Here is a 25,138-nt window from a genome sequence, read left to right on the forward strand (position 1 = left end):
GAGCGGGAAACGAGACTCGAACTCGCGACCCCGACCTTGGCAAGGTCGTGCTCTACCAACTGAGCTATTCCCGCATATTTATCTGGATTCAACGTCAATGCCGAAGCCAGTAAATCTGGATGGTGCATTTCAAATTTTGGAGCGGGAAACGAGACTCGAACTCGCGACCCCGACCTTGGCAAGGTCGTGCTCTACCAACTGAGCTATTCCCGCTTATCATCGATTTTTCAGCAATTTGCTTACGCTTTTCACCAAAATTTCGTGATGCCGTGTTGCACATTTCTGTGTCTTCACGGGAGGCGCATTATACGAGAAATCCTTCTTGCTGCAAGCCCCCGAAAGCAAATTTTCGCTTTTTTTGTTCAAGTGCCGATTTAATCGACAAAACGCGCATTTTTCCAGCAAAACCGCATCACTACAGGCCTACAGGGACGACGATAAAATTTTCGCCCCTGCGCCGTTACCGCATTACAGCTTAATAAAATGCTCGCGATAGTAAGCCAGTTCCGCCACCGATTCGCGAATGTCATCCAGCGCCTGATGGGTGTTCTGCTTTTTCAGCCCTTCCAGCACTTCCGGTTTCCAGCGGCGCGCCAGCTCTTTCAGCGTGCTGACATCCAGGTAACGATAGTGGAAATAGGCTTCAAGCTCCGGCATGTACTTAAACAGAAAGCGGCGATCCTGGCCGATACTGTTACCGCAAATCGGCGATTTTCCCGCTGGCACCCACTCTTTCAGAAACGCGATGGTCGCCAGTTCTGCCGCACGGTCATCCAGTTGGCTGGCCTTGACGCGATCCACCAGGCCGCTGCCGGTGTGTGTGCGTACGTTCCAGTCATCCATCAGCGCTAATTGCGCGTCGGATTGGTGAACGGCAATTACCGGGCCTTCCGCCAGAATGTTGAGGTTTGCATCGGTCACCAGCGTCGCTATTTCAATAATGCGATCGCGCTCGGGATCTAACCCCGTCATTTCAAGATCGATCCAAATGAGGTTGTTTTCATTTGCGCTCATGCTATTTTCCACCCTTCTCGCGTAACTATATTCATCTAAAATTGCGTGTATCATAGTCGTTTTGCCCATCCGGGGCGACCAGGAGCCAGCACGATTGAGTAAAAATAAACTCTCCAAAGGGCAGCAGCGCCGCGTCAATGCGAACCACCAGCGCCGACTGAAAACGTCTGCGGAGAAAGCTGACTACGATGACAACCTGTTCGGTGATCCGTCCGAAGGGGTGGTGATCAGCCGCTTTGGCATGCATGCCGATGTGGAATCCGCCGATGGCGAAGTGCATCGCTGCAACATACGCCGAACTATCCGCTCGCTGGTCACTGGCGACCGGGTGGTGTGGCGTCCGGGTAAAGCGGCGGCTGAAGGCGTCACCGTGAAAGGCATCGTAGAAGCGGTCCATGAACGCACCTCGGTGCTGACGCGCCCCGATTTCTACGACGGCGTCAAACCGATCGCGGCAAACATCGACCAGATCGTCGTGGTTTCCGCCATCCTGCCGGAGCTGTCGCTCAATATCATCGACCGCTATCTGGTGGCGTGCGAAGCCTTGCAGGTTGAGCCGTTGATTGTGCTGAACAAAATTGATCTGCTGGATGACGACAGTTTGCGCTTCGTTAACGAGCAGATGGATATCTATCGTGGGATTGGCTACAAGGTGCTGATGGTTTCAAGCCATACGCAAGACGGGCTGGCACCGCTTGTTGAAGCCTTGACCGACCGCATAAGCATCTTTGCGGGTCAATCCGGGGTGGGTAAATCGAGCCTGCTCAATGCGTTGCTCGATTTTCAGGAAGATCAAATCCTCACCAACGACGTTTCCGACGTCTCTGGTCTTGGCCAGCACACCACGACTGCGGCGCGGCTGTATCATTTCCCGCATGGCGGCGATGTGATTGATTCACCGGGTGTTCGCGAGTTTGGCCTCTGGCATCTCGAACCGGAACAAATCACCAACGGTTTTGTCGAATTCCATGACTATCTTGGTCATTGCAAATATCGCGACTGCAAGCACGATACCGATCCAGGTTGCGCCATCCGCGCAGCGGTAGAGAAAGGCGAAATCGCCGAAAGTCGGTTTGAAAACTACCACCGCATTCTTGAGAGCATGTCGCAAGTAAAAACGCGTAAAAGCTTTTCTGAATCTGATGACTGACAACTACGCTTAGCGTCGCTAAAATCGTCCCCTTTTTAAAGGCTTCGGCGCTTACGCGCCGGGTCAGGAACGACAAAAACAATAGCCTGGAGGCTACCTTGTTAAACTCATTTAAACTTTCGCTTCAATACATTCTGCCAAAACTGTGGCTCACTCGCCTGGCGGGCTGGGGCGCGAGCAAACGTGCAGGCTGGCTGACCAAACTGGTTATCGATCTGTTCGTGAAATATTACAAGGTCGATATGAAAGAAGCGCAAAAGCCGGACACCGCCAGCTACCGGACTTTTAACGACTTTTTCATCCGCCCACTGCGTGACGAAGTGCGCCCACTCAACACCGATCCGAACGTACTGGTGATGCCGGCGGACGGTGTCGTCAGCCAGCTTGGCGCAATCGATAATGATAAAATCCTGCAGGCCAAAGGGCATAATTACAGCCTGGAAGCGCTGCTGGCGGGCAACTACCTGATGGCGGATCTGTTCCGTAACGGTAGCTTTGTCACCACCTATCTCTCACCGCGCGATTATCACCGCGTGCATATGCCGTGCAACGGTATCCTGCGCGAGATGATTTACGTGCCGGGCGATCTTTTCTCTGTGAACCATTTGACGGCGCAGAACGTGCCGAACCTGTTTGCCCGTAACGAACGCGTGATCTGCCTGTTTGATACCGAGTTTGGCCCGATGGCGCAAATCCTTGTCGGCGCGACGATTGTCGGCAGCATCGAAACCGTATGGGCGGGCACCATCACTCCGCCGCGTGAAGGAATCATTAAACGCTGGACCTGGCCTGCCGGTGAAAGCGAAGGTGCGGTTGCGCTGCTGAAAGGCCAGGAGATGGGCCGCTTTAAACTCGGTTCCACGGTAATTAACCTGTTTGCACCGGGCAAAGTGAATTTAGTCGAGCAGTTACAGAGCCTGTCAGTGACCAAAATTGGCCAGCCGCTGGCGGTTTCCGCCGAGACCTTCGCACCTGTTGATGCACAACCGGCACCGCTTCCAGAAGCGGAAATCAAAGCCGAGCATGACGCCAGCCCGCTGGTAGACGACAAGCAAGACGAAAGCTAAGCCTTAATCATTCTGGAGACTGATGTGCGCCTGATTATCGTTTTTCTGATGGCCTGGTGCCTCAGCCTAGGGGCTCTCGCCGCAACGGCCCCCGATGCCCGACAAATCGCCCAGGAGCTGGAGCAAGCCAAAGCGGCGAAAAACACGCCGGATCAGGCAGAAACCGTCGAGGTGCTCCAGGCCGCGCTAAACGCGCTCGAAGAACGTAAAGGTTCGCTCGAGCGCGCCAAACAATATCAAGAAGTCATTGATAACTTCCCCAAACTCTCCAGAACGTTGCGTGCGCAGCTGGATAATCTGCGTGATGAACCGAAATCCGCTCCGGCGGGCATGAGCAGCGATGCGCTGAATCAGGAGATCCTGCAAGTCAGCAGCCAGTTGCTGGAGAAAACCCGTTTAGCTCAGCAGGAGCAGGAGCGCGCACGGGAAATTAGCGATTCGCTAAGCCAGCTACCGCAGCAGCAAACCGACGCGCGCCGCCAGGTCACCGAAGTTGAACGCCGCCTCGGCGCGCAAAACAGCAATACCCCGCTGGCACAAGCGCAAAACTTTGGCGCACAGGCAGAATCCGCGAAGCTGAAAGCGCTGGTTGACGAACTGGAACTGGCGCAGCTATCCGCAAATAACCGCCAGGAGCTGGCGCGCATGCGCTCCGAGCTGGCGCAAAAACAGAGTCAGCAATTAGACGCGTATTTACAAGCGTTGCGTAATCAACTCAATAGCCAGCGCCAGCGCGAAGCGGAACAGGCGCTGGAAAGCACCGAATTACTGGCCGAAAATAGCGCCAACTTACCGGCGGGAATTGTCGAGCAGTTCCGCATTAACCGCGAGCTATCGCAGGCACTGAACCAGCAGGCACAGCGTATGGACCTGGTGGCCTCGCAGCAACGCCAGGCTACCGGACAGACATTACAGGTGCGCCAGGCGCTGAATACCCTGCGTGAGCAATCGCAATGGCTTGGCGCCTCCAATATGCTGGGTGAAGCGTTGCGCGCGCAGGTCGCTCGTCTGCCGGAGATGCCAAAACCGCAGCAGCTTGATACCGAAATGGCGCAGTTACGTGTGCACCGCATGCGCTATGAAGATCTGCTGAATAAGCAGCCGCAACTGCGCCAAATCCGCCAGGCGGATGGACAGGCGCTGACGGCTGAGCAAAACCGCATTCTGGAAGCACAGCTGCGCACCCAGCGCGAGCTGCTGAATTCACTATTACAGGGCGGCGATACCCTCATCCTTGAACTCACCAAGCTCAAAGTTTCCAATAGCCAGCTGGAAGACGCGCTAAAAGAAGTGAATGAAGCCACTCACCGCTATCTGTTCTGGACGGCGGACGTCAGCCCTATCTCCTTCGCCTGGCCGATTGAGATTGTGCAGGATCTGCGTCGCTTGCTTTCGCTCGATACCATCAGCCAGTTGGGCAAAGCCAGCGCCATGATGCTCACCAGCAAAGAGACGCTATTCCCGCTGTTTGGTGCGTTGCTGCTGGTGGGTTTTAGCATTTACTCCCGCCGTCACTTTACGCGCTTTCTGGAGCGTTCCAGCGCGCGCGTGGGCAAAGTGACGCAGGATCACTTCTGGCTCACCATGCGCACGGTGTTCTGGTCAATTCTGGTCGCCTCGCCGTTGCCGGTATTATGGAAAACGCTCGGCTACGGCTTGCAGGAAGCCTGGCCCTACCCGCTGGCAGTGGCGATTGGCGACGGCGTAACCGCCACCGTGCCGCTGCTGTGGGTGGTGATGATCTGCGCCACGTTCGCCCGCCCAACCGGCTTGTTTGTCGCCCACTTCGGCTGGCCGCGTAATCGCGTCGCCCGGGGAATGCGTTATTACCTGATGAGCATCGGTTTTATTGTGCCGCTGATCATGGCGCTGATCATGTTTGATAACCTTAACGATCGTGAGTTCTCCGCGTCGCTGGGGCGGCTCTGTTTTATTCTGATTTGCGGGGCGCTGGCGATCGTGACGCTAAGCCTGAAGCGTGCCGGGATCCCGCTGTATGTTGATAAAACTGGCAACAGCGACAATATGCCTAACCATTTGCTGTGGAACCTGCTGCTCAGTGCGCCTCTGGCGGCGATTCTGGCCGCCTGCGTAGGTTATCTGGCTACGGCGCAGGCGCTGCTGGCGCGTCTGGAAACCTCAGTCGCCATCTGGTTCCTGTTGCTGGTGGTGTATCACATCATCCGCCGCTGGATGCTGATCCAGCGCCGCCGTCTGGCCTTTGAACGCGCTCGCCACCGCCGCGCGGAGATCCTTGCCCAGCGCGCCCGTGGCGAAGAAGATGCTCCCCATCACACCAGTACCGAAGGCGTTGCCGAGGTGGATGAACAAGAAGTTGATCTCGATGCCATCAGCGTACAGTCACTGCGCCTGGTGCGTTCGATCCTGATGCTGATCGCCCTGCTGTCGGTGATTGTGCTGTGGTCCGAAATCCATTCCGCCTTTGGCTTTCTGGAAAATATCCCGCTGTGGGATGTCACCTCTACAGTACAAGGCGTGGAGAGCCTGGAGCCCATCACCCTCGGCGCGGTGCTGATCGCCATTCTGGTGTTTATTATCACCACCCAACTGGTGCGTAACCTCCCCGCCTTGCTGGAGCTGGCGCTGTTACAACACCTGGATCTGGCACCCGGCACGGGTTACGCCATTACTACCATCACTAAGTATCTGCTAATGCTGTTTGGCGGGCTGGTAGGCTTCTCGATGATCGGCATTGAGTGGGCCAAGTTACAGTGGCTGGTTGCAGCACTCGGTGTCGGGCTGGGTTTTGGCTTACAGGAGATTTTCGCCAACTTTATCTCTGGCCTGATTATCCTGTTTGAAAAACCGATCCGCATTGGTGATACGGTGACGATCCGCGATCTAACTGGCAGCATCACTAAGATCAATACGCGCGCGACGACTATCAGCGACTGGGATCGCAAAGAGATCATCGTGCCAAACAAAGCGTTTATCACCGAGCAGTTTATTAACTGGTCGTTGTCGGATTCGGTTACGCGCGTTGTGCTGACAGTACCGGCGCCGGCCGATGCCAACAGCGAAGAAGTGACGCAAATTCTTTACACCGCGGCCGAACGTTGTTCGCTGGTGATTGATAACCCGGCGCCGGAAGTGTTCCTCGTCGACTTGCAGCAGGGTTTGCAACTGTTTGAGCTGCGAATTTATGCGGCGGAAATGGGGCATCGCATGCCGCTGCGCCACGAAATCCACCAGTTGATTCTGGCGGGCTTCCGCGAACACGGTATCGATTTGCCGTTCCCGCCGTTCCAGATGCGTCTGGAGAGTCTCGACGGCAAACGCAGCGCAAGAACGCTGACGTCCTCAGGCAAAAGCAGCCGCCCGGCGGGCAGTTTGTAAGCCAACAAAAAAGGCGCCTCAGGCGCCTTTTTTACTGTGTACTCAATGGGTCATCAGGCCCGGTCGACGGTAAACGCAATCACATCCGCCAGGCTTTCAGCCTGCAACGCCAGCATTACCAGACGGTCAACGCCCAGCGCGACGCCGGAGCAATCCGGCAGACCGGCTTTTAGTGCTTCCAGCAGGTTTACATCCACCGGTTGCTGCGGTAAACCGCGCGCGGCACGTTTGCGATTATCCTGCTCGAAACGCTGCTGCTGTTCGCGGGCATCGGTTAGCTCATGGAAACCGTTCGCCAGCTCGATGCCTTTAAAATAAACCTCAAAACGCTCTGCAACGCGGTGATCTTCCGTGCTGATCTGTGCCAGCGCCGCCTGGCTTGCCGGGAAGTGATACACAAAAGCCGGACGATCTTTGCCGATCTGCGGTTCCACGCCCATGGTGAACAGCAGTTGCAGCAGCGTGTCCCGATCTTCTTCTGTATCGGCGATATTACTCAGATCAAGTTTCGCCGCCGCTTCACGCAACTGGGTTTTATCAGCAGAAAGTGGGTCGATTTCCAGATAACGCTGGAAAGCCTGCTGGTAAGAGAGCGACTCTGCCGCCGGGCACTCCAGCACCTGTTGCAGCAAATCATCCACTTCATTCATCAGACGATACATGTCGTAGTGCGGGCGATACCACTCGAGCATGGTGAATTCAGGGTTGTGATGGCGCCCCATCTCTTCGTTACGAAAGCTTCTGCACAGCTGGAAAACCGGGCCACAACCCGCAGCCAGCAGGCGTTTCATGTGGTATTCCGGGCTGGTCATCAGATAGAGATTTAGCCCCTGAGAGTGGCCTGGGCCAACAAAACGGGTTTCGAACGGGAACAGGTGAATATCTGTCACCGTCGCCTGGCTCATACAGGGCGTTTCCACCTCAAGCACACCGCGATCGGCAAAGAAACGGCGAATTTCCGCCATAATTGCCGCGCGTTTCAACAGGTTGGGGATGGATGCGCTCGGCTGCCAGGTTGCCGTCTCGCTCATGGTACTTTCTCCGATTTCAGACAAGGGCACGAAGTCTACCCGCATCGATCCGCAGAGACAAATTTTGCGCAAAATAATTTCATTAATGTCGTCTATAACTAGATGGGTAAACATTTAATGGTGATATCAATCAAGATCGATGACATATCACCGCATAGAACAGCAAAAAAATCGAACGCATCAAATTTCCCCCGAATCTCTACGGTTATACTGCCCGTACCCAAAAAGGAGCAGTGGAACATATCCGCAACTACCTTGAGCGCTTCAGGCTTATCGTTGCGGAACAACAATAATCTGGAGGAATGTCGTGCATACCTTTCAAGCCGATATCGCTGTGATTGGCGCAGGCGGAGCGGGATTACGTACCGCGATCGCTGCGGCGCAAGCCCACCCCAACGCCAAAATCGCACTGATTTCAAAAGTCTATCCCATGCGCAGCCACACCGTTGCTGCGGAAGGCGGCTCTGCCGCCGTCGCCCAGGATCATGACAGCTTCGAGTACCATTTCCACGATACCGTTGCTGGCGGTGACTGGCTCTGCGAACAGGATGTCGTTGACTATTTTGTGCATCATTGCCCGACAGAGATGACCCAGCTTGAACAGTGGGGCTGTCCGTGGAGCCGCCGTCCTGACGGCACGGTCAATGTGCGCCGTTTCGGCGGGATGAAAATCGAACGCACCTGGTTCGCCGCCGATAAAACCGGCTTCCATATGCTGCATACCCTGTTCCAGACATCCCTTCAGTTCCCACAAATCCAACGCTTCGACGAGCATTTCGTACTGGATATCCTGGTCGATGACAACCATGCCCGTGGGCTGGTGGCCATGAATATGATGGAAGGTACGCTGGTGCAAATCCGCGCCAATGCGGTGGTGATGGCAACGGGCGGCGCGGGCCGCGTTTACCGTTACAACACCAACGGCGGCATTGTCACCGGCGACGGCATGGGCATGGCGCTGGCGCACGGCGTGCCGCTGCGCGATATGGAGTTTGTGCAGTATCACCCGACCGGCCTGCCCGGCTCCGGCATTCTGATGACCGAAGGTTGCCGTGGTGAAGGCGGGATCCTCGTCAACAAGAACGGCTACCGCTATTTGCAGGATTACGGTATGGGCCCGGAAACGCCGCTTGGCGAGCCGAAGAACAAATATATGGAGCTTGGCCCGCGCGACAAAGTGTCGCAGGCGTTCTGGCACGAGTGGCGCAAAGGCAACACCATCTCCACACCGCGTGGCGATGTGGTGCACCTCGATTTACGTCATCTCGGCGCGAAGAAAATCAACGAACGTTTGCCGTTTATCTGCGAGCTGGCGAAAGCCTATGTTGGCGTCGATCCCATTAAAGAGCCGATTCCGGTACGCCCAACCGCGCACTACACCATGGGCGGTATCGAAACCGATCAAAACTGCGAATCCCGCATCAAGGGTCTGTTTGCCGTGGGTGAGTGCTCTTCTGTCGGCCTGCACGGCGCAAATCGTCTGGGTTCGAACTCGCTGGCGGAACTGGTGGTGTTTGGCCGTCTTGCTGGTGAACGCGCTATGGAACGCGCCGCAACCGCAACCGAGGCCAATGACAGTGCGCTGAACGCACAAGCCGCCGACGTGGAAAAACGCCTGAAAGCGCTGGTGAATCAGGACGGCACCGAAAGCTGGGCGAAAATCCGCGATGAAATGGGTGAATCCATGGAAGAAGGTTGCGGCATCTACCGTACGCCGGAGCTGATGCAGAAAACCGTGGATAAACTGGCGGAGTTGCAGGAGCGCTTTAAACGTGTGCGCATCACCGACACTTCCAGCGTCTTTAATACCGATGTTCTTTACACCATTGAACTGGGCCACGGTCTGAACGTCGCCGAATGTATGGCGCACTCCGCACTGGCGCGTAAAGAGTCTCGCGGTGCGCATCAGCGTCTGGACGAAGGTTGTACCGAGCGCGATGACGTTAACTTCCTCAAGCACACGCTGGCGTTCCGCGGTGCCGATGGCGCAACCCGTCTGGAGTACAGCGACGTGAAGATCACCACGCTGCCGCCAGCAAAACGCGTCTACGGTGCTGAAGCTGAAGCGACCGAGAAGAAGGAGACGAACAATGGCTGAGATGAAGAATCTGAAAATCGAGATTGTCCGTTACAACCCGGAAGTGGACAACGCGCCGCACAGTGTTTTTTACGATGTGCCCTACGATGAAGCCACTTCGCTGCTCGATGCGCTGAACTATATCAAAGACAACCTCGCACCGGACCTGAGCTATCGCTGGTCGTGCCGTATGGCGATTTGCGGCTCTTGCGGCATGATGATCAACAAAGTGCCAAAACTCGCCTGTAAGACCTTTCTGCGTGATTACGAGAAAGGGCTGAAAGTCGAAGCGCTGGCTAACTTCCCAATCGAGCGCGATTTGGTGGTCGATATGACTCACTTTATCGAAAGCCTCGAAGCGATTAAGCCCTACATTATTGGTAACACGCGCACGCCGGATCAGGGGCCCGGCAAGCAAACTCCGGCGCAAATGGCCAAGTATCATCAGTTCTCCGGCTGTATCAACTGCGGTTTGTGTTATGCCGCTTGCCCGCAATTCGGTCTGAATCCGGAGTTTATCGGCCCGGCAGCGATCACGCTGGCACACCGCTATAACCTCGATAGCCGTGACAACGGTAAGAAAGAGCGCATGGGGCAACTCAACAGCCAGAACGGCGTGTGGAGCTGTACGTTTGTCGGTTACTGCTCGGAAGTCTGTCCAAAGCATGTCGATCCGGCTGCCGCCATCCAGCAGGGCAAGGTAGAAAGCTCGAAAGACTTTCTTATCGCCACCCTGAAACCACGCTAAGGAGTGCATTATGACGACTAAACGCAAAGCCTGGGTTCGTCCCATGCCATCAACCTGGTGGAAAACCCTGCCGTTTTATCGCTTCTATATGCTGCGTGAAGGAACGGCGGTCGCGGCGCTCTGGTTCAGCCTCGAACTGATCTTTGGTCTGTTTTCGCTGAAACATGGGCCGGAAAGCTGGGCAGGGTTTGTGCATTTTCTGCAAAACCCGATTGTGCTGATCCTCAACCTGATCGCGCTGGCGGCGGCGCTGCTGCACACCAAAACCTGGTTTGATCTGGCACCGAAAGCGCAGCTCATTATTGTTAAGGGCGAAAAAATGGGTCCAGAGCCGGTTATTAAAGGGCTTTGGGTGGTAACGGCAGTGGTCACCGTGGTGATCCTGTTTGTCGCACTGTTCTGGTAAGGAGGCCAACGTGATTAACCCAAATCCAAAACGTTCTGACGAACCGGTTTTCTGGGGATTATTTGGCGCTGGCGGTATGTGGGGCGCGATTGTCACACCGGTTATCGTGCTGTTGATTGGCGTGTTGCTGCCGCTGGGATTCTACCCCGGCGACGCACTCGGCTATGATCGCGTGCTGGCGTTTGCGCAAAGCTTTATTGGCCGCGTTTTTATCTTTTTGATGATTGTATTGCCGGTGTGGTGCGGTCTGCATCGTATCCACCACATGATGCATGATTTAAAAATCCATGTTCCCAGCGGTAAATGGGTGTTTTATGGCCTTGCCGCTATTCTCACCGTCGTTACCCTGATTGGTGTGTTATTTCTTTGATATCAGTCGCTCTCCTGCGTAAGCGGGAGAGCAAATTTCCCGCCAGCGTCTATACCCTAAAGAAAAGATCTGGAAGGAAAATCTCATGCGCCTGATGCTTCTCATCGTGACGGTTATCGCTGCGCTGTCCATTTCCGGCTGTAGTTCTCCCACTCCTCCTGACGGCGTGACCGTCGTACAAGACTTCAATACGCAACGCTATCTGGGTAAATGGTACGAGATCGCCCGCTTTGACCACGCATTTGAACGCGGGCTGGAAAGGGTCACCGCCACGTATAGCCTGCGCGACGATGGCGGTTTGACGGTGGTGAATCGCGGCTACAACACACAACGCGGTATGTGGCAGCAAGCCATCGGCACGGCGTATTTCACCGGCGACTCACGCACCGCCGAGCTGAAAGTCTCCTTCTTCGGCCCTTTCTACGGCGGCTATAACATTCTCGCGCTGGACAATGACTATCGCTACGCGCTGGTTTGCGGGCCGGACCGCGACTATCTCTGGATACTGTCACGCACGCCAACCCTTCCGGCGGACGTAAAACAGCAGATGCTCGATATTGCGGCCCGGCAGGGATTTGCCGTGGAAAAACTGCTCTGGATTAACCAGCCCCATTAATGGGCGCTGAGTTTCAACCCGATAATCCCGGCCACAATCAGACAGAGGCTGAGGATACGCGCCAGGCTTGCAGATTCGCCAAGCAGCACAATGCCGGCGACGGCGGCACCGACTGCGCCAATGCCGGTCCAGATGGCATATGCCGTTCCCACCGGCAATGTTTTCATTGCCCATGACAGCAGCACGACGCTTGCGACCATCGCCGTCACGGTAATCAGGCTTGGCATCAACCGGGTAAAACCGTGGGTGTATTTCAGGCCGATAGCCCAAACCACTTCAAGAAGACCTGCAATAAGAAGAATTAACCAGGACATTTTTGGCTCCAGTGCGGGGCCGTCCCCAATGTGAATGAGCACAAACGGGTCGTCCCGTTCGGCGTGTGAAGAGAGGCAAATTTTGCCGATTTAGGCTCGTTATTTCAATATTTTTGTTCTTGCTCAACTTTAGGCGTTTTAAAGCAAGAAATAGCCACTGTTCGCAGCGGAATTCCGGCATTTATTCACCATATCTACCCCCTATGATGAATCCGCTCTCCTGAATTCAGGACGTTGTGCGCCACTCTCTGACTGCGAAGAAAAATATGTTCAAGATTCTCGTGATTGACCGCTGTTACTTCACCCGCTCAGGGATGGAATCCTGGCTCAATCAACCCGATTTGTTCCCCGCTTCCTTCCTGGTAACCGCGTTGCATAACTTAATGCTCGCCAAAGAACATATTGTGCAGTGGCAGCCGGATCTGGTGATTGCCGATCTTCACGGATTCAAGAGCGAAATACATCATATTCAACAACTTGCGTCGTTTTTCTCCGTTTGCAGCGACCCTACGCAGGTGATGTTGTTAGAGTCAGGCGAAGATGCGCAACTGTCAGAATTTTGCGCGCAGTTTGCTATTCAGGCGACACTGTTGAAAACAGAACCGCTGGAAAAACTGGCAAAAATTATCGACGCAATGGTGCTGGCGCGCCCAATCCGGGCGATACCGAAAATCGCTACCCCGCTACTGACAAAGCAGGAAGAGAAAGTACTAACGCTGTGGATGGAAGGGAATAATAACCAGGCGATTGCCAGTAATCTCAGCATTAACGGTAAGACCGTTTACACCTACAAGCGCAATATCAGAATGAAACTGGGGATGGGAAACCGCTTTACACCGTTCTTATCACTGCCGGAAAACTCAAACTAACGGTACGGCAAGCGCCGTACCGACAGTGATTACTGTTGCGCTTTTGACGCCGCGCCAGAAATCGCGTTACCGCCATCGGAGATGTCTTCTCCCACACCACGCGTGGTGTTACAGGCCGTCAGGACTGAGGAAAGAACCAGAACAGAAAAGATCGCAGCAATTGTCTTCTTAACCATAATATCTTCCTTTTGTAGCCAATATTGTTTGTGTATAGCCACTTAAGCATAGACAAAATCCGGGAAGGTTACCGGAATGGAAGCATTTTTAGGAAGAGAGGAAGTTTTAGTTCGCTGCGCGAGAGATGACATGGCCCAGACTTTGAATGTCTTCGCCAACGCCTCGGGCGGTATTGCAACCGGAAAGCAGTGCGCAACTGATAAGAAGTAGAGAGAGGAATTTCGTCAGACGTTTCATATCATCCCTGCCTGCAAAGTTCGACGGCGTAGCACGGCGCTACGCCGACGTCGTGAGGATTATTTCACGCGAGATACGTATTCGCCAGAGCGAGTATCTACTTTAATCACTTCACCAATCTGCACGAACAGCGGAACTTTAACCACTGCGCCAGTGCTCAGGGTAGCCGGTTTGCCGCCAGTACCTGCGGTGTCACCTTTCAGGCCTGGATCGGTTTCAATAATTTCCAGTTCGACGAAGTTCGGCGGGGTAACAGCGATAGGCTGGCCGTTCCACAGCGTTACGATGCACTCAGCCTGATCCAGCAGCCATTTTTCGCTGTCGCCAATGGCTTTTGCGTCAGCAGAGAGCTGTTCGAAGGTTTCGTTGTTCATGAAGTGCCAGAACTCACCGTCGTTGTACAGGTAAGTCAGGTTCATATCGACAACGTCCGCGCCTTCTGCGGAATCAGTAGATTTGAAGGTTTTTTCTACACGCGTACCGGTCAGCAGACGACGCAGTTTAACGCGTGCGAAAGCCTGGCCTTTGCCTGGTTTAACGAATTCGCTGGCTTCAACCGCATAAGGTTCGCCGTCCATCATGATTTTAAGACCGGCACGAAAATCGTTGCTATAGTAAGTCGCCATAAGGCCCTCTGAAATTGTTAACTGGTAGCTAAGCCACAAAATGGCGCATATTGTAACCCTAAAAACCCCATCCAGAGAAGATTGGTTAATACAACTTGCCGATGTAATCACCGATCCGGATGAACTGTTACGTCTTCTAAAGATAGACACTGATGAAAATTTAATCGCTGGCGGTACAGCGAAGCGCCTGTTTCCGCTGCGCGTTCCCCGCGCATTCGCAGCGCGTATGCAGCCGGGAAACCCGCATGATCCTCTTCTGCGTCAGGTACTTACCTCACAGGAAGAGTTCATTGCCGCGCCAGGTTTCAGCACCGATCCGCTGGAAGAACAGAGCAGTGTTGTACCCGGTTTACTGCACAAATATCGCAATCGTGCGCTGCTGCTGGTTAAAGGCGGCTGCGCGGTAAATTGTCGTTATTGCTTCCGTCGCCACTTTCCTTATGCCGATAACCAGGGCAACAAACGCAACTGGCAAGGCGCGCTGGACTATATCGCGGTGCACCCGGAACTGGATGAGATCATTTTTTCCGGCGGCGATCCGCTGATGGCAAAAGATCATGAACTGGACTGGCTGCTTGCCCAACTGGAAGCAATTCCACATATCAAACGCCTGCGCATTCACAGCCGTCTGCCGATTGTGATTCCGGCGCGGATCACCGATACGCTAAGCGCACGTTTTGCCCGCTCATCGCTGCAAATTTTGCTGGTGAACCACATCAACCACGCGCAGGAAATTGGTGATGATTTTCGCCATGCAATGGCGCAACTGCGGCAGGCCAATGTCACGCTGCTGAACCAGAGCGTGCTGCTGCGCGGCGTGAATGACAATGCGCAAACGCTGGCGGATTTAAGTAATGCGTTGTTCGATGCGGGTGTAATGCCTTATTACCTGCATGTGCTGGATAAAGTACAGGGTGCGGCGCACTTTATGGTCAGTGATGAAGAGGCACGCACGATTATGCGCGAACTGCTGACACTGGTATCGGGTTATATGGTGCCGAAACTGGCCCGTGAGATTGGTGGTGAACCCAGTAAAACACCGCTGGATCTGCAGCTTCGTCAGAGCTAAAAAAAACGGCTACGTGATGAGAGCAAACGTAGCCGCGAAAGGGACGAGCCTACAGCGGCTCGTCGCTCAAACTAAAAGGTTTCCCATCCATCATCCCCACCGCCAGCCACTGCCGGGCGAGGCTGTCTGACTGGCAACACGGAAGACCTCACCACAGCCGGTTGCTGGCCCGGCAAACGGAAGACATCAACCAGTTGTTGCAGCTTGGTGGCTTGATCTTCGAGGCTACCGGCCGCCGCAGACGATTCCTGAACTAATGCGGCGTTCTGCTGGGTGGTGGCATCCATCTCGGACATCGCCTGGGCAATCTGCGAAATGCCGCGGTTTTGTTCATCTGAGGCCGCAGCGATTTCCTGCATCAAATCTTTCACCTGCAGCACCGAGTTCACAATGCCGCTCATGGTTTCACCGGCAAGATCAACCTGCCGCGAGCCCTCTTCAACAAACGTGACCGATTCACTGATAAGCGACTCAATCTCTTTCGCCGCCTGAGCACTACGCTGGGCTAGTGAGCGCACCTCACCGGCCACCACGGCGAAACCTCGCCCTTGATCCCCGGCTCTTGCCGCTTCAACGGCCGCATTGAGCGCCAGAATGTTGGTCTGAAAAGCGATGCCGTTAATGACCGACGTGATTTCCGAAATACGTTTGGAACTATCCATAATATCTTTCATGCGGCTGACCGCGGCCCCCACGACGCTCCCACCTTGAGAAGCGGTATCAGAGGCGGTAAGGGCAAGTTGGCTGGCCTGATGCGCGTTCTCTGCGTTCTGTTTTACCGTCGAACTTAGCTCTTCCATACTGGCGGCGGTTTCAACCACAGCGGCGGATTGCTGCTCAGTACGGGCAGAAAGTTCGTTGTTGCCCATCGCTATCTCATTGGCAGCGGTGTTCACAGAACCGGAAGCAGCACGCACCATGGCCAGCGATTCAGCCACTCGCTCAACAAGATTATTAAATGCGCTTACTGCCTGGCCGATTTCGTCCAGACGCCCTGTCGGTAACGCATGGCTGAGATCCAGTTTTTCGCTGATAGTGACCATCCCGTCTTTCATGCCGTTCAGACGACGTTTGATATTAAGAACAGTGAACAACCCAAACAAACCAAGAATGAGGGTTGCGGCGATCGTCGCCGTTAATGAAAGCATCATCGCTCGGGAAATTAAATTGTCGTTTGCTTCAACGGCCTTAGCAACTAATGATGTGTTGTAGGTCACTTGCTCAGAGAAATCATTAATTAACAGAGCAATATTATCGGCAACGAACCCACCTTTCATCATCGATTTAATAATGGCAGCACGGTCATTACTTTCAGATACTTTAAAATACTGGTCCATTACCGAACGGAACTTATCTAAATCACTTAATGTCTTATTGGATAAATCCTGATCATGTTGGTCAGAAGTGAGATCTTTAATGTAACCCTGGTGCATGGCGTAGAGGTCGTCATACAATTTTGTTGCATTCTGTTTTATTTCTGCCATCCCGGCGGGATCATCCGTCAAACCATGTAAAAAGAGTTGTCCACGAACCTTCAGGATTTGCAGCATCTCCTTATTCATTGCGTCGAGACTTGGTAACGTATTTTCCTGGAAGTAATTTTGTGAATCACCAATTTTAGAGAGAGATAATATAGCGATAACATTAGTGCCGATGAGGCTTAAGATCAGTAACGAGAAAGCAAGTAACAATCTCTTTGTAATATTCATTAGTAACTCCCGACACCATCATGCATAAAATATATTGTTAAATTATACAGTCCCTCGTTTTTTGTCCTAAGGGGGGTATCGGCAAGTCGTAATATTACTTTAGTCACGAATGCATTTTTTGGTGAAAAATATATCCAAAGCTGTGAATATAATCACATAAGATAAAGCTTAAGAAAACTTAATATTCAGGATGATAGCGTAGTTAATTAGCAGAGGAATTATATTCACGCTTATTCATACTTAAATAACCAGAAGCAACATATTGAGAATGAAAGAGAGATTATTTTAGAGAGTCGCGCACCCGCCATTACTGGCGGGGCATTATTAAAAATATCAGTTCGGGCATTTATACACTTGCGCATTCATTTCGCTGGCGGTCGGCACGAAGCTGGATAAGAAGCCTTGTGTTGGGCTTGAGACGCTGTACAACACGTTACCGCCCATCGCCGCCGCCTGATTACGCAACGCATTCGCCGCGCCGCGTAACGAGCCGCCTTCCTCACCATGCTGGCCAGAGAGCCAGTTGCTCTGTGAACCCGTGGCGGTGCCTAGGTACTGGCAGGTTGCCGCCGGTTTCTCCTCGACAAAGCGGACGTTCTGCCCGCCGCTTGTCAATTCATTGCTGCTGCTACACCCTGCCAGCAACAGCGAGGCGCCAATAATCCCTGCTAAATGTTTTACGTACATGTTATTCCCCATAATCAATGAGCTGGACGCATGTCGCCCGTGTGTAAACCTTATACTAAAAAGATGACCAAAAGAAAAATGCCGCCATCTCAGGCCGCACAAATTGGGGAAAATAGTGAAAAAGGGCTGGAGCGAGGTGTAAAAATCCAACGTCACTGAAAGCGGCAGCGATTACGCCACGAAAAAGCGTACCAATGGCCTTAAAAGGTGCCTGGCCAGCTCGTTAAAATCCAAAACAATACGGCTGAACCATGAGCTGATGATGAGCGCGTCCGCAGCACGTGGTGTTCACGTTAACAATAAAAAAGAGCGGGCCGAAGCCCGCTCTTTTTCGTTGAACTCGCGCCAGGTTGCCCTGAAAGCGTGTTCGGCAGCGATTACATCATGCCACCCATACCGCCCATGCCGCCCATACCACCAGCAGCACCTAAGTCCGGCGCATCGCCTTTCGGCAGGTCAGTCACCATGCACTCGGTGGTGATCATCAGGCCAGCTACAGATGCCGCGTACTGCAGAGCAGAACGAGTCACTTTCGTCGGATCCAGGATACCCATGTCGATCATATTGCCGTACTCTTCGGTAGCCGCGTTGTAACCGTAGTTGCCGTCGCCAGCTTTAACGGTATTCGCCACAACAGACGGCTCTTCACCGCAGTTCAGCACGATCTGACGCAGCGGAGCTTCCATCGCGCGCAGCGCAACTTTGATACCCACGTTCTGATCTTCGTTCTGACCTTTCAGGTCAGCGATTTTGCTGGCTACGCGAATCAGCGCCACGCCACCACCTGCTACCACGCCTTCTTCAACGGCAGCACGGGTTGCGTGCAGCGCATCTTCAACGCGGGCTTTTTTCTCTTTCATTTCAACTTCGGTCGCCGCACCAACTTTGATTACCGCAACACCGCCAGCCAGTTTCGCTACGCGCTCTTGCAGTTTTTCACGGTCGTAATCGGAAGTGGCTTCTTCGATCTGCTGGCGAATCTGAGTCACACGACCCTGAATTGCCGCTTCTTCACCCACGCCATCGATGATGGTGGTAGTGTCTTTGTTGATCACAACGCGTTTAGCCTGACCCAGATCTTCCAGGGTCGCTTTTTCCAGTTCCATACCGATTTCTTCAGAAATCACGGTACCACCGGTCAGGGTTGCGATGTCCTGCAGCATCGCTTTACGGCGATCGCCGAAGCCCGGCGCTTTAACCGCAGCCACTTTCACAATGCCGCGCATGGTGTTCACCACCAGCGTTGCCAGTGCTTCGCCTTCAACGTCTTCAGCGATGATCAGCAGCGGTTTGCCTGCTTTCGCAACGGCTTCCAGAACCGGCAGCATTTCGCGGATGTTGGAGATTTTTTTATCAGCCAGCAGGATGAACGGGCTTTCCAGTTCTACAGCACCAGTTTCCGGCTTGTTGATGAAGTAAGGAGAGAGGTAACCGCGGTCAAACTGCATACCTTCAACCACGTCCAGTTCGTCCTGCAGACCGGTACCGTCTTCAACGGTGATCACGCCTTCTTTACCGACTTTGTCCATCGCTTCTGCGATCAGTTTACCTACGGTTTCGTCGGAGTTAGCGGAGATAGTACCAACCTGTGCAATGGCTTTAGAGTCAGAGCACGGTACAGACAGGGCTTTCAGCTCATCAACCGCAGCAGCGACAGCTTTGTCGATACCACGTTTCAGATCCATCGGGTTCATGCCCGCAGCAACGGCTTTCAGGCCTTCGGTGATGATGGACTGTGCCAGTACGGTTGCAGTGGTGGTACCGTCGCCCGCAGCGTCGTTCGCTTTGGAAGCCACTTCTTTCACCATCTGCGCACCCATGTTTTCGAACTTATCTTCCAGTTCGATTTCACGTGCTACAGAAACGCCATCTTTGGTGATGGTCGGTGCACCGAAAGATTTATCCAGAACCACATTACGGCCTTTCGGACCGAGGGTAACTTTCACTGCATCTGCCAGAACATTCACGCCGCGCAGCATTTTTACACGAGCGTCATTACCGAATTTTACGTCTTTAGCTGCCATTTTCTTTATTCCTTAAATTCGTTCAGGTTCGTTCGCGCGCGCTGTTACGCTTCCACAATTGCCAGAATGTCGCTTTCGGACATGATCAGCACTTCTTCGTTGTCGATCTTCTCAGCTTTCACACCGTAACCATCGTTGAAAATCACGATATCACCCACTTTCACGTCCAGCGGTTGCACAGTACCGTTTTCCAGGATGCGGCCCTTACCGACAGCGATGATTTCGCCACGAGTTGATTTACCTGCCGCAGAACCGGTCAGCACGATACCGCCAGCAGATTTAGACTCAACTTCTTTACGTTTGACGATCACACGATCATGTAACGGACGAATACTCATTGATAGCTCTCCTTTGAGAAAGTCTTTATCAGTTATGGATGACGCCGGGCCACAAACGGTTATCCGGCTGGTGACCTGAGAGATGGGGTTGGCTGTTTCCCCCTTCAAGGGGGAACAGCAAAAAAAATTTGCGAAAGTTTATCCACACATAAGCCACCATTGCTGACAGGGGCTTGCGCAGCCATCAGCAAAACGGATTGTGCTAACATCGACGCTCCTGACGATAAGCAGACAAAAGACAATGAGCGGATTAAAACAAGAGCTGGGGTTGGCTCAGGGCATTGGGTTACTTTCCACCTCCTTATTGGGCACCGGCGTGTTCGCCGTTCCGGCGCTGGCCGCACTGGCGGCGGGCAACAGCAGCCTGTGGGCATGGCCATTACTGATCCTGCTCGTGTTCCCGGTAGCCATTGTTTTTGCCGCGCTGGGCCGCCACTTCCCCAGCGCGGGCGGTGTGGCGTATTTCGTCGGGATGGCCTTCGGCCCGCGTCTTGAACGCGTAACGGGCTGGTTGTTTCTCTCTGTTATCCCGGTCGGATTGCCCGCCGCGCTGCACATTGCCGCCGGTTTCTGGCAAGGCATGTTTGGCTGGCAAGGGCCGCAATTGTTGATGACGGAGCTGGGTACGCTGGCGCTGATTTGGCTGCTGGGTACACGAGGTGCAGGTTCCAGCGCGAACCTGCAATCGATTATCGCCGGGTTGATCGTGGCGTTAATTGTGGCGATCTGGTGGCGCGGCGGCATTAGCTTCAGCGATATTCCCTTTCCACCGATCTCGCAGGTGCCCGTTTCGGCGATGTCGGCCTCGCTGGCGGTGATGTTCTGGTGTTTCGTCGGGCTTGAAGCTTTCGCCCATCTGGCCTCTGAATTCAAAAACCCCGAGCGGGATTTCCCCCGCGCACTGATGATTGGCCTGCTGCTGGCAGGCTCGGTTTACTGGGCCTGTACCGTTGTGGTGCTGCATTTCGATGTCTGGCACGCACAGGGCGCAGCGGCGTCGTTGCCGGTGATCGTCGTCGAGTTGTTTGGTAAACAGGCGCTATGGATTGCCTGCATTATTGGTTATCTGGCCTGTTTCGCCAGCCTGAATATCTATATCCAGAGTTTTGCCCGGCTGGTGTGGTCGCAGGCGGCATACAAACCGGATAGCGCACTGGCAAAGCTCTCCAGACGCCAGTTGCCCTTGAATGCGCTGAACGCGGTGATTATCTGCTGCATGTTCTGCACCCTCGCGATTTATGCCTTCAGCGTGAATCTTGATACGCTGATCATCTACGCGAACGGCATTTTCATCATGATTTATCTGCTGTGCATGCTGGCGGGCTGCCGCTTGTTGAAAGGGCGGTTTAAAGCACTGGCGATACTCGGAAGTGCGCTATGTTTGCTGCTGTTGATGATCCCCGGCTGGAAGAGCCTTTACGCGGTGTTCATGCTGTTCGCATTGTGGTTGCTGCTGCCAAAGCGCCGCACAACCTCCATTCATTCCGCCCAACCATAAAAAGAAGCCCGGCATTGCCGGGCGTCAGAAATTAGCGATCGTCTTTGTTATCCAGACGATCGCGCGGATTGTCTTTGCGCTGATATTCGCCCTCAAATGTCTGCCCGTCAGCACCGCCCGCGCCAAACCCGCCGCCCGGCATCCGCGAAAAACGAAGATGCGGCATCAGTTTCAGCGTCAGGTGCTTTTGCACCGGCGGCAACAGTAACAGCAGACCCAGGAAGTCGGTAAAGAACCCCGGCAGCACCAGCAACAAGCCAGCGATAATCAGCGAAACGCTTTTGATCATCTCCGCCGCCGGGCTTTCGCCCGCCGCCATCTTCTGCTGCATCAGCAAAAAGTTCTTAAATCCCTGGTTGCGTACCAGCGACATGCCAATCACCGAGGTGAAGATCACCAGAATCAGTGTCATCAATACGCCAAAAACATGTGCGACCTGAATAAAGATTGAGATCTCGATGTAAACGTATAAAAAGACTGCAATAAACGGTATCCAGCGCACTGGCTTCTCCTGTTAATGGACAGCCGCGTCAGAGCGTCTGCCGAAATGGGTTTGCAAATCGCATCCCTACCAAATGGTGGCAAATGCGGAAAATTCAATTTCGCGGCGGTCGTAAATTTTTGCCTGTTACGAAGCGGTGACTTATTTCACATATTATTAATTATGATGCATTGACGGGGATAATAAGTGATCCCGATTACGGCATTTCCTTTCCTTCAGCATATAATTTCAGACATCCGGCCGATTAAGGGGATAATCGTCGGTCGAAAAAGACACATAACCACATTAATATTGTGTGTTTGGTGTATTCATTCGTAGCTTGAAAAAGAAGGTTCACATGTTAAACAACATTCGTATCGAAGAAGACTTGTTAGGTACCAGGGAAGTGCCAGCGGATGCCTACTACGGCGTGCATACTCTGAGAGCGATTGAAAACTTTTATATCAGCAACAGCAAAATTAGCGACATTCCTGAGTTTGTCCGTGGCATGGTGATGGTGAAAAAGGCGGCAGCGCTGGCGAACAAAGAGCTGCAAACCATCCCGAAAAGTATCGCCAACGCTATCGTTGCCGCATGTGATGAGGTCCTCAACAATGGCAAATGCATGGACCAGTTCCCGGTAGACGTCTATCAGGGCGGCGCGGGTACCTCCGTGAACATGAACACCAACGAAGTGTTGGCAAACATCGGTCTTGAGTTGATGGGCCATCAGAAAGGTGAATACCAGTTCCTCAACCCGAACGATCATGTTAACAAATGCCAGTCCACCAACGACGCCTACCCGACCGGGTTCCGCATCGCGGTGTACGCCTCCATCGTTAAACTGGTTGATGCCATCAAACAGCTCGGCGAAGGCTTCGAAAACAAAGCCGTGGAGTTCAAGGACATCCTGAAAATGGGCCGCACCCAGTTGCAGGACGCGGTGCCGATGACCCTCGGTCAGGAGTTCCACGCTTTCAACGTGCTGCTGAATGAAGAAACCAAAAACCTGCTGCGTACCGCCGAACTGCTGCTGGAAGTGAACCTTGGCGCAACGGCAATCGGTACGCGTCTCAACACCCCGGATGGCTACCAGCAACTGGCCGTGCAAAAACTGGCGGAAGTAAGCAACCTGCCGGTGGTTCCGGCGGAAGACCTGATTGAAGCGACCTCCGACTGCGGCGCCTACGTGATGGTGCACAGCTCGCTGAAACGCCTGGCGGTGAAACTCTCCAAAATCTGTAACGACTTGCGCCTGCTCTCCTCCGGGCCGCGCGCGGGGCTGAATGAGATCAACTTGCCGGAGTTGCAGGCGGGTTCCTCCATCATGCCAGCGAAAGTGAACCCGGTGGTGCCGGAAGTGGTGAACCAGGTGTGCTTTAAAGTGATAGGCAACGACACCACCGTCACCATGGCGTCCGAAGCGGGACAGTTGCAGTTGAACGTGATGGAGCCGGTGATTGGCCAGGCCATGTTTGAGTCGGTGCATATTCTGACCAACGCCTGCTACAACCTGCTGGAAAAATGCATCAACGGCATTACCGCCAACAAAGCAGTGTGCGAAGGCTACGTCTACAACTCCATCGGCATCGTCACCTACCTCAACCCGTTTATCGGTCACCACAACGGCGACATCGTTGGCAAGATTTGCGCCGAAACCGGTAAGAGCGTGCGTGAAGTCGTGCTGGAGCGCGGCCTGCTGACGGAAACAGAGCTGGATGACATCTTCTCTGCGCAAAACCTGATGCACCCGGCTTATAAAGCGAAGCGTTATACCGATGAAAGCGAACAGTAATTCCGACGGTTAGAAAGACAAAAGGCACGTCCTGAGCGACGTGCCTTTTTCTTTTGGATGGTTACTAAACTATAACAATTCGATATCACTTAGTTAAACAAGGAAGCCAACTATGTTTGCTGCAGAGCTTGTCCTCGTCCTGATTGCTATCTACCTTGGCGCCAGATTAGGCAGCATCGGCATTGGTTTTGCCGGTGGCCTTGGTGTACTGGTTCTCACCCTGTTCTTTCAAATCAAACCCGGGGCTATTCCCTTCGATGTCATAGAAATTATTATGGCGGTCATCGCCGCTATCGCTGCCATGCAGGTAGCGGGCGGGATGGATTATCTGGTGAGCCTGGCGGAAAAAATGCTGCGCCGCCATCCGAAGTACATCACCTTTCTCGCGCCGCTGGTCACCTGGTTTATGACCATTCTCGCCGGCACCGGGCACACCGCGTTTTCCACGCTGCCGGTGATCACCGAAGTGGCAAAAGAGCAAGGCATTCGCCCGTCGCGTCCGCTGTCGATTGCTGTCGTCGCCTCGCAAATTGCAATTACCGCATCGCCCATCTCCGCGGCGGTGGTCTTTTTTGCGGGCATCCTCGAACCGCTTGGCGTCAGCTATCTGACACTGCTGGCAATCTGTATTCCGGTGACGCTGATTGCCGTCATGTTGACGGCGGTGGTCTGTAACTTCCTCGGCTGTGAGCTGAAAGATGATCCGGTGTACCAGGAGCGCCTGGCAAAAGGCGAAGTGAAGCTGCGCGGCAGCCAGGTTTTTGCCATGAAGCCGCATGCCAAACGCTCGGTGCTGCTGTTCCTGATTGGTATTGTCGCGGTCATGCTCTACGCCACCGCCATCAGCCCGACCGTTGGATTAATCACCAACCCGGTGCTGCCGCGTAACGAAGCGATTGTGGTGTTTATGCTGACTATCGCCACACTGATTTGCCTGACCTGCAAAATCGACACCGGCGAAATCCTTAACGCCAGCACCTTCAAATCCGGTATGAGCGCCTGTATTTGTGTGCTCGGCGTGGCGTGGCTCGGCGATACCTTCGTGAAACACCATATTGAAGATATCCAGATGGTGGCGGGCGATCTGCTGCACAGCTACCCGTGGCTGCTGGCGGTGGTGCTGTTCTTCGCCGCAACGCTGCTCTATTCCCAGGCCGCGACCACCAAAGCGCTGATGCCTGCCGCACTGCTGCTCGGCGTCACCCCGCTGACGGCAATTGCGTCGTTTGCCGCCGTTTCCGCGCTGTTTGTGCTACCAACTTACCCAACCCTGTTAGCAGCGGTCGAAATGGATGACACCGGCTCAACGCGCATCGGCAAGTTTGTTTTTAACCATGCGTTCCTCGTTCCCGGCGTGATCGCCATCGCCCTGTGCGTCATGCTGGGCTTTGTCTTCGGCGGTATCTTGTTGTAAAGGTCTTAAAATCGGGTCGCCCGGCGGCCCGATCCTCTCACTTCGCGTGGTATAGTCGTTGCTT

General features: G+C 53.8%; 24 protein-coding genes and 2 tRNA genes. 13 read left to right on the plus strand and 13 right to left on the minus strand.

Going from position 1 to position 25,138, the window contains the following annotated elements; genetic code table 11:
• Window position 1 precedes the first annotated feature (1 nt).
• From ACFX4U_RS16700 to orn, 3 genes are all read right to left on the minus strand, one after another.
• Window positions 2–74: transfer RNA gene (locus ACFX4U_RS16700), tRNA-Gly, on the minus strand.
• Window positions 75–137: 63 nt separating this feature from the next.
• Window positions 138–213, minus strand: a tRNA-Gly gene (locus ACFX4U_RS16705).
• Between the two features lie 255 nt (window positions 214–468).
• Entirely contained in the window at window positions 469–1,014 is a 546-nt protein-coding gene (orn, locus tag ACFX4U_RS16710) for an oligoribonuclease (protein ID WP_020456224.1), read from the minus strand.
• A 94-nt stretch (window positions 1,015–1,108) separates the two neighbouring features.
• Between orn and rsgA the strand changes: the two genes are divergently transcribed.
• From rsgA to mscM, 3 genes are all read left to right on the plus strand, one after another.
• The gene (rsgA, locus tag ACFX4U_RS16715; RefSeq protein WP_305737299.1) at window positions 1,109–2,164 is read left to right on the plus strand and encodes a small ribosomal subunit biogenesis GTPase RsgA; all 1,056 of its coding nucleotides are present in this window, start codon (window positions 1,109–1,111) and stop codon (window positions 2,162–2,164) included.
• Window positions 2,165–2,262: 98 nt separating this feature from the next.
• The gene (asd, locus tag ACFX4U_RS16720; RefSeq protein WP_305737300.1) at window positions 2,263–3,231 is read left to right on the plus strand and encodes an archaetidylserine decarboxylase; all 969 of its coding nucleotides are present in this window, start codon (window positions 2,263–2,265) and stop codon (window positions 3,229–3,231) included.
• 24 nt (window positions 3,232–3,255) lie between these two features.
• Window positions 3,256–6,588, plus strand: coding sequence for a miniconductance mechanosensitive channel MscM (gene mscM / locus ACFX4U_RS16725; RefSeq protein WP_313507870.1), 3,333 nt, complete (start codon window positions 3,256–3,258; stop codon window positions 6,586–6,588).
• A gap of 53 nt (window positions 6,589–6,641) precedes the next feature.
• Here mscM and epmA read toward each other — a convergent pair whose 3' ends face one another.
• A complete protein-coding gene (gene epmA / locus ACFX4U_RS16730) occupies window positions 6,642–7,619 on the minus strand; it encodes an elongation factor P--(R)-beta-lysine ligase (protein WP_200552105.1) in 978 nt (325 codons plus the stop codon).
• Between the two features lie 307 nt (window positions 7,620–7,926).
• Between epmA and frdA the strand changes: the two genes are divergently transcribed.
• The 5 genes from frdA (at window position 7,927) to blc (ending at window position 11,836) form a co-directional block, all read left to right on the plus strand.
• Complete coding sequence (gene frdA / locus ACFX4U_RS16735) at window positions 7,927–9,717, plus strand: fumarate reductase (quinol) flavoprotein subunit (protein WP_200552104.1); 1,791 nt, start codon at window positions 7,927–7,929, stop codon at window positions 9,715–9,717.
• Window positions 9,710–10,444, plus strand: a complete 735-nt coding sequence (locus ACFX4U_RS16740; RefSeq protein WP_200552103.1) for a succinate dehydrogenase/fumarate reductase iron-sulfur subunit — start codon at window positions 9,710–9,712, stop codon at window positions 10,442–10,444. The genes frdA and ACFX4U_RS16740 overlap by 8 nt, the downstream gene beginning before the upstream one ends.
• A gap of 10 nt (window positions 10,445–10,454) precedes the next feature.
• Window positions 10,455–10,850, plus strand: a complete 396-nt coding sequence (gene frdC / locus ACFX4U_RS16745; RefSeq protein WP_313507871.1) for a fumarate reductase subunit FrdC — start codon at window positions 10,455–10,457, stop codon at window positions 10,848–10,850.
• Between the two features lie 10 nt (window positions 10,851–10,860).
• Window positions 10,861–11,220, plus strand: a complete 360-nt coding sequence (frdD, locus tag ACFX4U_RS16750) for a fumarate reductase subunit FrdD (RefSeq protein WP_017459187.1) — start codon at window positions 10,861–10,863, stop codon at window positions 11,218–11,220.
• 85 nt (window positions 11,221–11,305) lie between these two features.
• A complete protein-coding gene (gene blc, locus ACFX4U_RS16755) occupies window positions 11,306–11,836 on the plus strand; it encodes an outer membrane lipoprotein Blc (RefSeq protein ID WP_313507872.1) in 531 nt (176 codons plus the stop codon).
• Here the strand turns inward: blc and sugE are convergent.
• Window positions 11,833–12,150: a quaternary ammonium compound efflux SMR transporter SugE gene (gene sugE / locus ACFX4U_RS16760; RefSeq protein ID WP_017459189.1), complete on the minus strand. Its 318-nt coding sequence runs from the start codon at window positions 12,148–12,150 to the stop codon at window positions 11,833–11,835. The two genes, blc and sugE, sit on opposite strands and share 4 nt — an antisense overlap.
• Before the next feature lie 266 nt (window positions 12,151–12,416).
• On the opposite strand from sugE, the gene ACFX4U_RS16765 reads away from it, so the two are divergent.
• Window positions 12,417–13,019: a LuxR C-terminal-related transcriptional regulator gene (locus ACFX4U_RS16765; protein WP_305737305.1), complete on the plus strand. Its 603-nt coding sequence runs from the start codon at window positions 12,417–12,419 to the stop codon at window positions 13,017–13,019.
• Between the two features lie 29 nt (window positions 13,020–13,048).
• On the opposite strand, the gene ecnB is transcribed toward ACFX4U_RS16765, so the two are convergent.
• The 3 genes from ecnB to efp all read right to left on the minus strand — a co-directional run bounded on the left by ecnB (window position 13,049) and on the right by efp (window position 14,059).
• Window positions 13,049–13,195, minus strand: coding sequence for a lipoprotein toxin entericidin B (ecnB, locus tag ACFX4U_RS16770; protein ID WP_020456213.1), 147 nt, complete (start codon window positions 13,193–13,195; stop codon window positions 13,049–13,051).
• 106 nt (window positions 13,196–13,301) lie between these two features.
• Window positions 13,302–13,433, minus strand: a complete 132-nt coding sequence (locus tag ACFX4U_RS16775; RefSeq protein WP_017459192.1) for an entericidin A/B family lipoprotein — start codon at window positions 13,431–13,433, stop codon at window positions 13,302–13,304.
• Window positions 13,434–13,492: 59 nt separating this feature from the next.
• Entirely contained in the window at window positions 13,493–14,059 is a 567-nt protein-coding gene (gene efp, locus ACFX4U_RS16780; RefSeq protein ID WP_305737307.1) for an elongation factor P, read from the minus strand.
• A gap of 40 nt (window positions 14,060–14,099) precedes the next feature.
• Here efp and epmB point away from each other — a divergent pair, with 40 nt between their 5' ends.
• Complete coding sequence (gene epmB, locus ACFX4U_RS16785) at window positions 14,100–15,128, plus strand: EF-P beta-lysylation protein EpmB (protein WP_305737308.1); 1,029 nt, start codon at window positions 14,100–14,102, stop codon at window positions 15,126–15,128.
• 71 nt (window positions 15,129–15,199) lie between these two features.
• Here the strand turns inward: epmB and ACFX4U_RS16790 are convergent, their stop codons facing one another.
• The 4 genes from ACFX4U_RS16790 to ACFX4U_RS16805 form a co-directional block, all read right to left on the minus strand.
• Entirely contained in the window at window positions 15,200–16,837 is a 1,638-nt protein-coding gene (locus ACFX4U_RS16790; protein WP_305737309.1) for a methyl-accepting chemotaxis protein, read from the minus strand.
• 333 nt (window positions 16,838–17,170) lie between these two features.
• Window positions 17,171–17,524 carry a DUF4156 domain-containing protein gene (locus ACFX4U_RS16795; RefSeq protein ID WP_065369904.1) on the minus strand — a complete coding sequence of 118 codons (354 nt, stop codon included), beginning with the start codon at window positions 17,522–17,524 and terminating at the stop codon, window positions 17,171–17,173.
• A 377-nt stretch (window positions 17,525–17,901) separates the two neighbouring features.
• Window positions 17,902–19,548, minus strand: coding sequence for a chaperonin GroEL (gene groL, locus ACFX4U_RS16800; protein ID WP_200552097.1), 1,647 nt, complete (start codon window positions 19,546–19,548; stop codon window positions 17,902–17,904).
• Between the two features lie 44 nt (window positions 19,549–19,592).
• Window positions 19,593–19,886, minus strand: coding sequence for a co-chaperone GroES (locus ACFX4U_RS16805; protein ID WP_007372708.1), 294 nt, complete (start codon window positions 19,884–19,886; stop codon window positions 19,593–19,595).
• Window positions 19,887–20,127: 241 nt separating this feature from the next.
• Here ACFX4U_RS16805 and yjeH point away from each other — a divergent pair, with 241 nt between their 5' ends.
• On the plus strand, window positions 20,128–21,384 hold the full coding sequence (gene yjeH / locus ACFX4U_RS16810; protein ID WP_313507874.1) for an L-methionine/branched-chain amino acid transporter: 1,257 nt from the start codon (window positions 20,128–20,130) through the stop codon (window positions 21,382–21,384).
• Window positions 21,385–21,415: 31 nt separating this feature from the next.
• Here yjeH and ACFX4U_RS16815 read toward each other — a convergent pair whose 3' ends face one another.
• Window positions 21,416–21,886 (minus strand): FxsA family protein, encoded by a 471-nt coding sequence (locus tag ACFX4U_RS16815; RefSeq protein ID WP_020456207.1) that lies wholly within the window; start codon window positions 21,884–21,886, stop codon window positions 21,416–21,418.
• 337 nt (window positions 21,887–22,223) lie between these two features.
• Between ACFX4U_RS16815 and aspA the strand changes: the two genes are divergently transcribed.
• Both aspA and ACFX4U_RS16825 read left to right on the plus strand, forming a co-directional pair.
• The gene (aspA, locus tag ACFX4U_RS16820) at window positions 22,224–23,660 is read left to right on the plus strand and encodes an aspartate ammonia-lyase (protein ID WP_017459200.1); all 1,437 of its coding nucleotides are present in this window, start codon (window positions 22,224–22,226) and stop codon (window positions 23,658–23,660) included.
• A 112-nt stretch (window positions 23,661–23,772) separates the two neighbouring features.
• Window positions 23,773–25,074 carry an anaerobic C4-dicarboxylate transporter gene (locus tag ACFX4U_RS16825; protein WP_305737312.1) on the plus strand — a complete coding sequence of 434 codons (1,302 nt, stop codon included), beginning with the start codon at window positions 23,773–23,775 and terminating at the stop codon, window positions 25,072–25,074.
• Window positions 25,075–25,138 lie beyond the last annotated feature (64 nt).

Origin of the sequence: Kosakonia sp. YIM B13588, assembly GCF_042788165.1 — a bacterium.
In the GTDB taxonomy this organism is placed as follows: Bacteria; Pseudomonadota; Gammaproteobacteria; order Enterobacterales; family Enterobacteriaceae; genus Kosakonia; species Kosakonia sacchari.

Coding starts and splice junctions, on each gene's coding strand:
- orn (WP_020456224.1), bottom strand. CDS start 1,014: ATGAGCGCAAATGAAAACAACCTCATTTGGATCGATCTTGAAATGACG.
- epmA (WP_200552105.1), bottom strand. CDS start 7,619: ATGAGCGAGACGGCAACCTGGCAGCCGAGCGCATCCATCCCCAACCTG.
- ACFX4U_RS16740 (WP_200552103.1), top strand. CDS start 9,710: ATGGCTGAGATGAAGAATCTGAAAATCGAGATTGTCCGTTACAACCCG.
- frdC (WP_313507871.1), top strand. CDS start 10,455: ATGACGACTAAACGCAAAGCCTGGGTTCGTCCCATGCCATCAACCTGG.
- blc (WP_313507872.1), top strand. CDS start 11,306: ATGCGCCTGATGCTTCTCATCGTGACGGTTATCGCTGCGCTGTCCATT.
- sugE (WP_017459189.1), bottom strand. CDS start 12,150: ATGTCCTGGTTAATTCTTCTTATTGCAGGTCTTCTTGAAGTGGTTTGG.
- ACFX4U_RS16765 (WP_305737305.1), top strand. CDS start 12,417: ATGTTCAAGATTCTCGTGATTGACCGCTGTTACTTCACCCGCTCAGGG.
- ecnB (WP_020456213.1), bottom strand. CDS start 13,195: ATGGTTAAGAAGACAATTGCTGCGATCTTTTCTGTTCTGGTTCTTTCC.
- ACFX4U_RS16775 (WP_017459192.1), bottom strand. CDS start 13,433: ATGAAACGTCTGACGAAATTCCTCTCTCTACTTCTTATCAGTTGCGCA.
- efp (WP_305737307.1), bottom strand. CDS start 14,059: ATGGCGACTTACTATAGCAACGATTTTCGTGCCGGTCTTAAAATCATG.
- epmB (WP_305737308.1), top strand. CDS start 14,100: ATGGCGCATATTGTAACCCTAAAAACCCCATCCAGAGAAGATTGGTTA.
- ACFX4U_RS16790 (WP_305737309.1), bottom strand. CDS start 16,837: ATGAATATTACAAAGAGATTGTTACTTGCTTTCTCGTTACTGATCTTA.
- ACFX4U_RS16795 (WP_065369904.1), bottom strand. CDS start 17,524: ATGTACGTAAAACATTTAGCAGGGATTATTGGCGCCTCGCTGTTGCTG.
- groL (WP_200552097.1), bottom strand. CDS start 19,548: ATGGCAGCTAAAGACGTAAAATTCGGTAATGACGCTCGTGTAAAAATG.
- ACFX4U_RS16805 (WP_007372708.1), bottom strand. CDS start 19,886: ATGAGTATTCGTCCGTTACATGATCGTGTGATCGTCAAACGTAAAGAA.
- yjeH (WP_313507874.1), top strand. CDS start 20,128: ATGAGCGGATTAAAACAAGAGCTGGGGTTGGCTCAGGGCATTGGGTTA.
- aspA (WP_017459200.1), top strand. CDS start 22,224: ATGTTAAACAACATTCGTATCGAAGAAGACTTGTTAGGTACCAGGGAA.
- ACFX4U_RS16825 (WP_305737312.1), top strand. CDS start 23,773: ATGTTTGCTGCAGAGCTTGTCCTCGTCCTGATTGCTATCTACCTTGGC.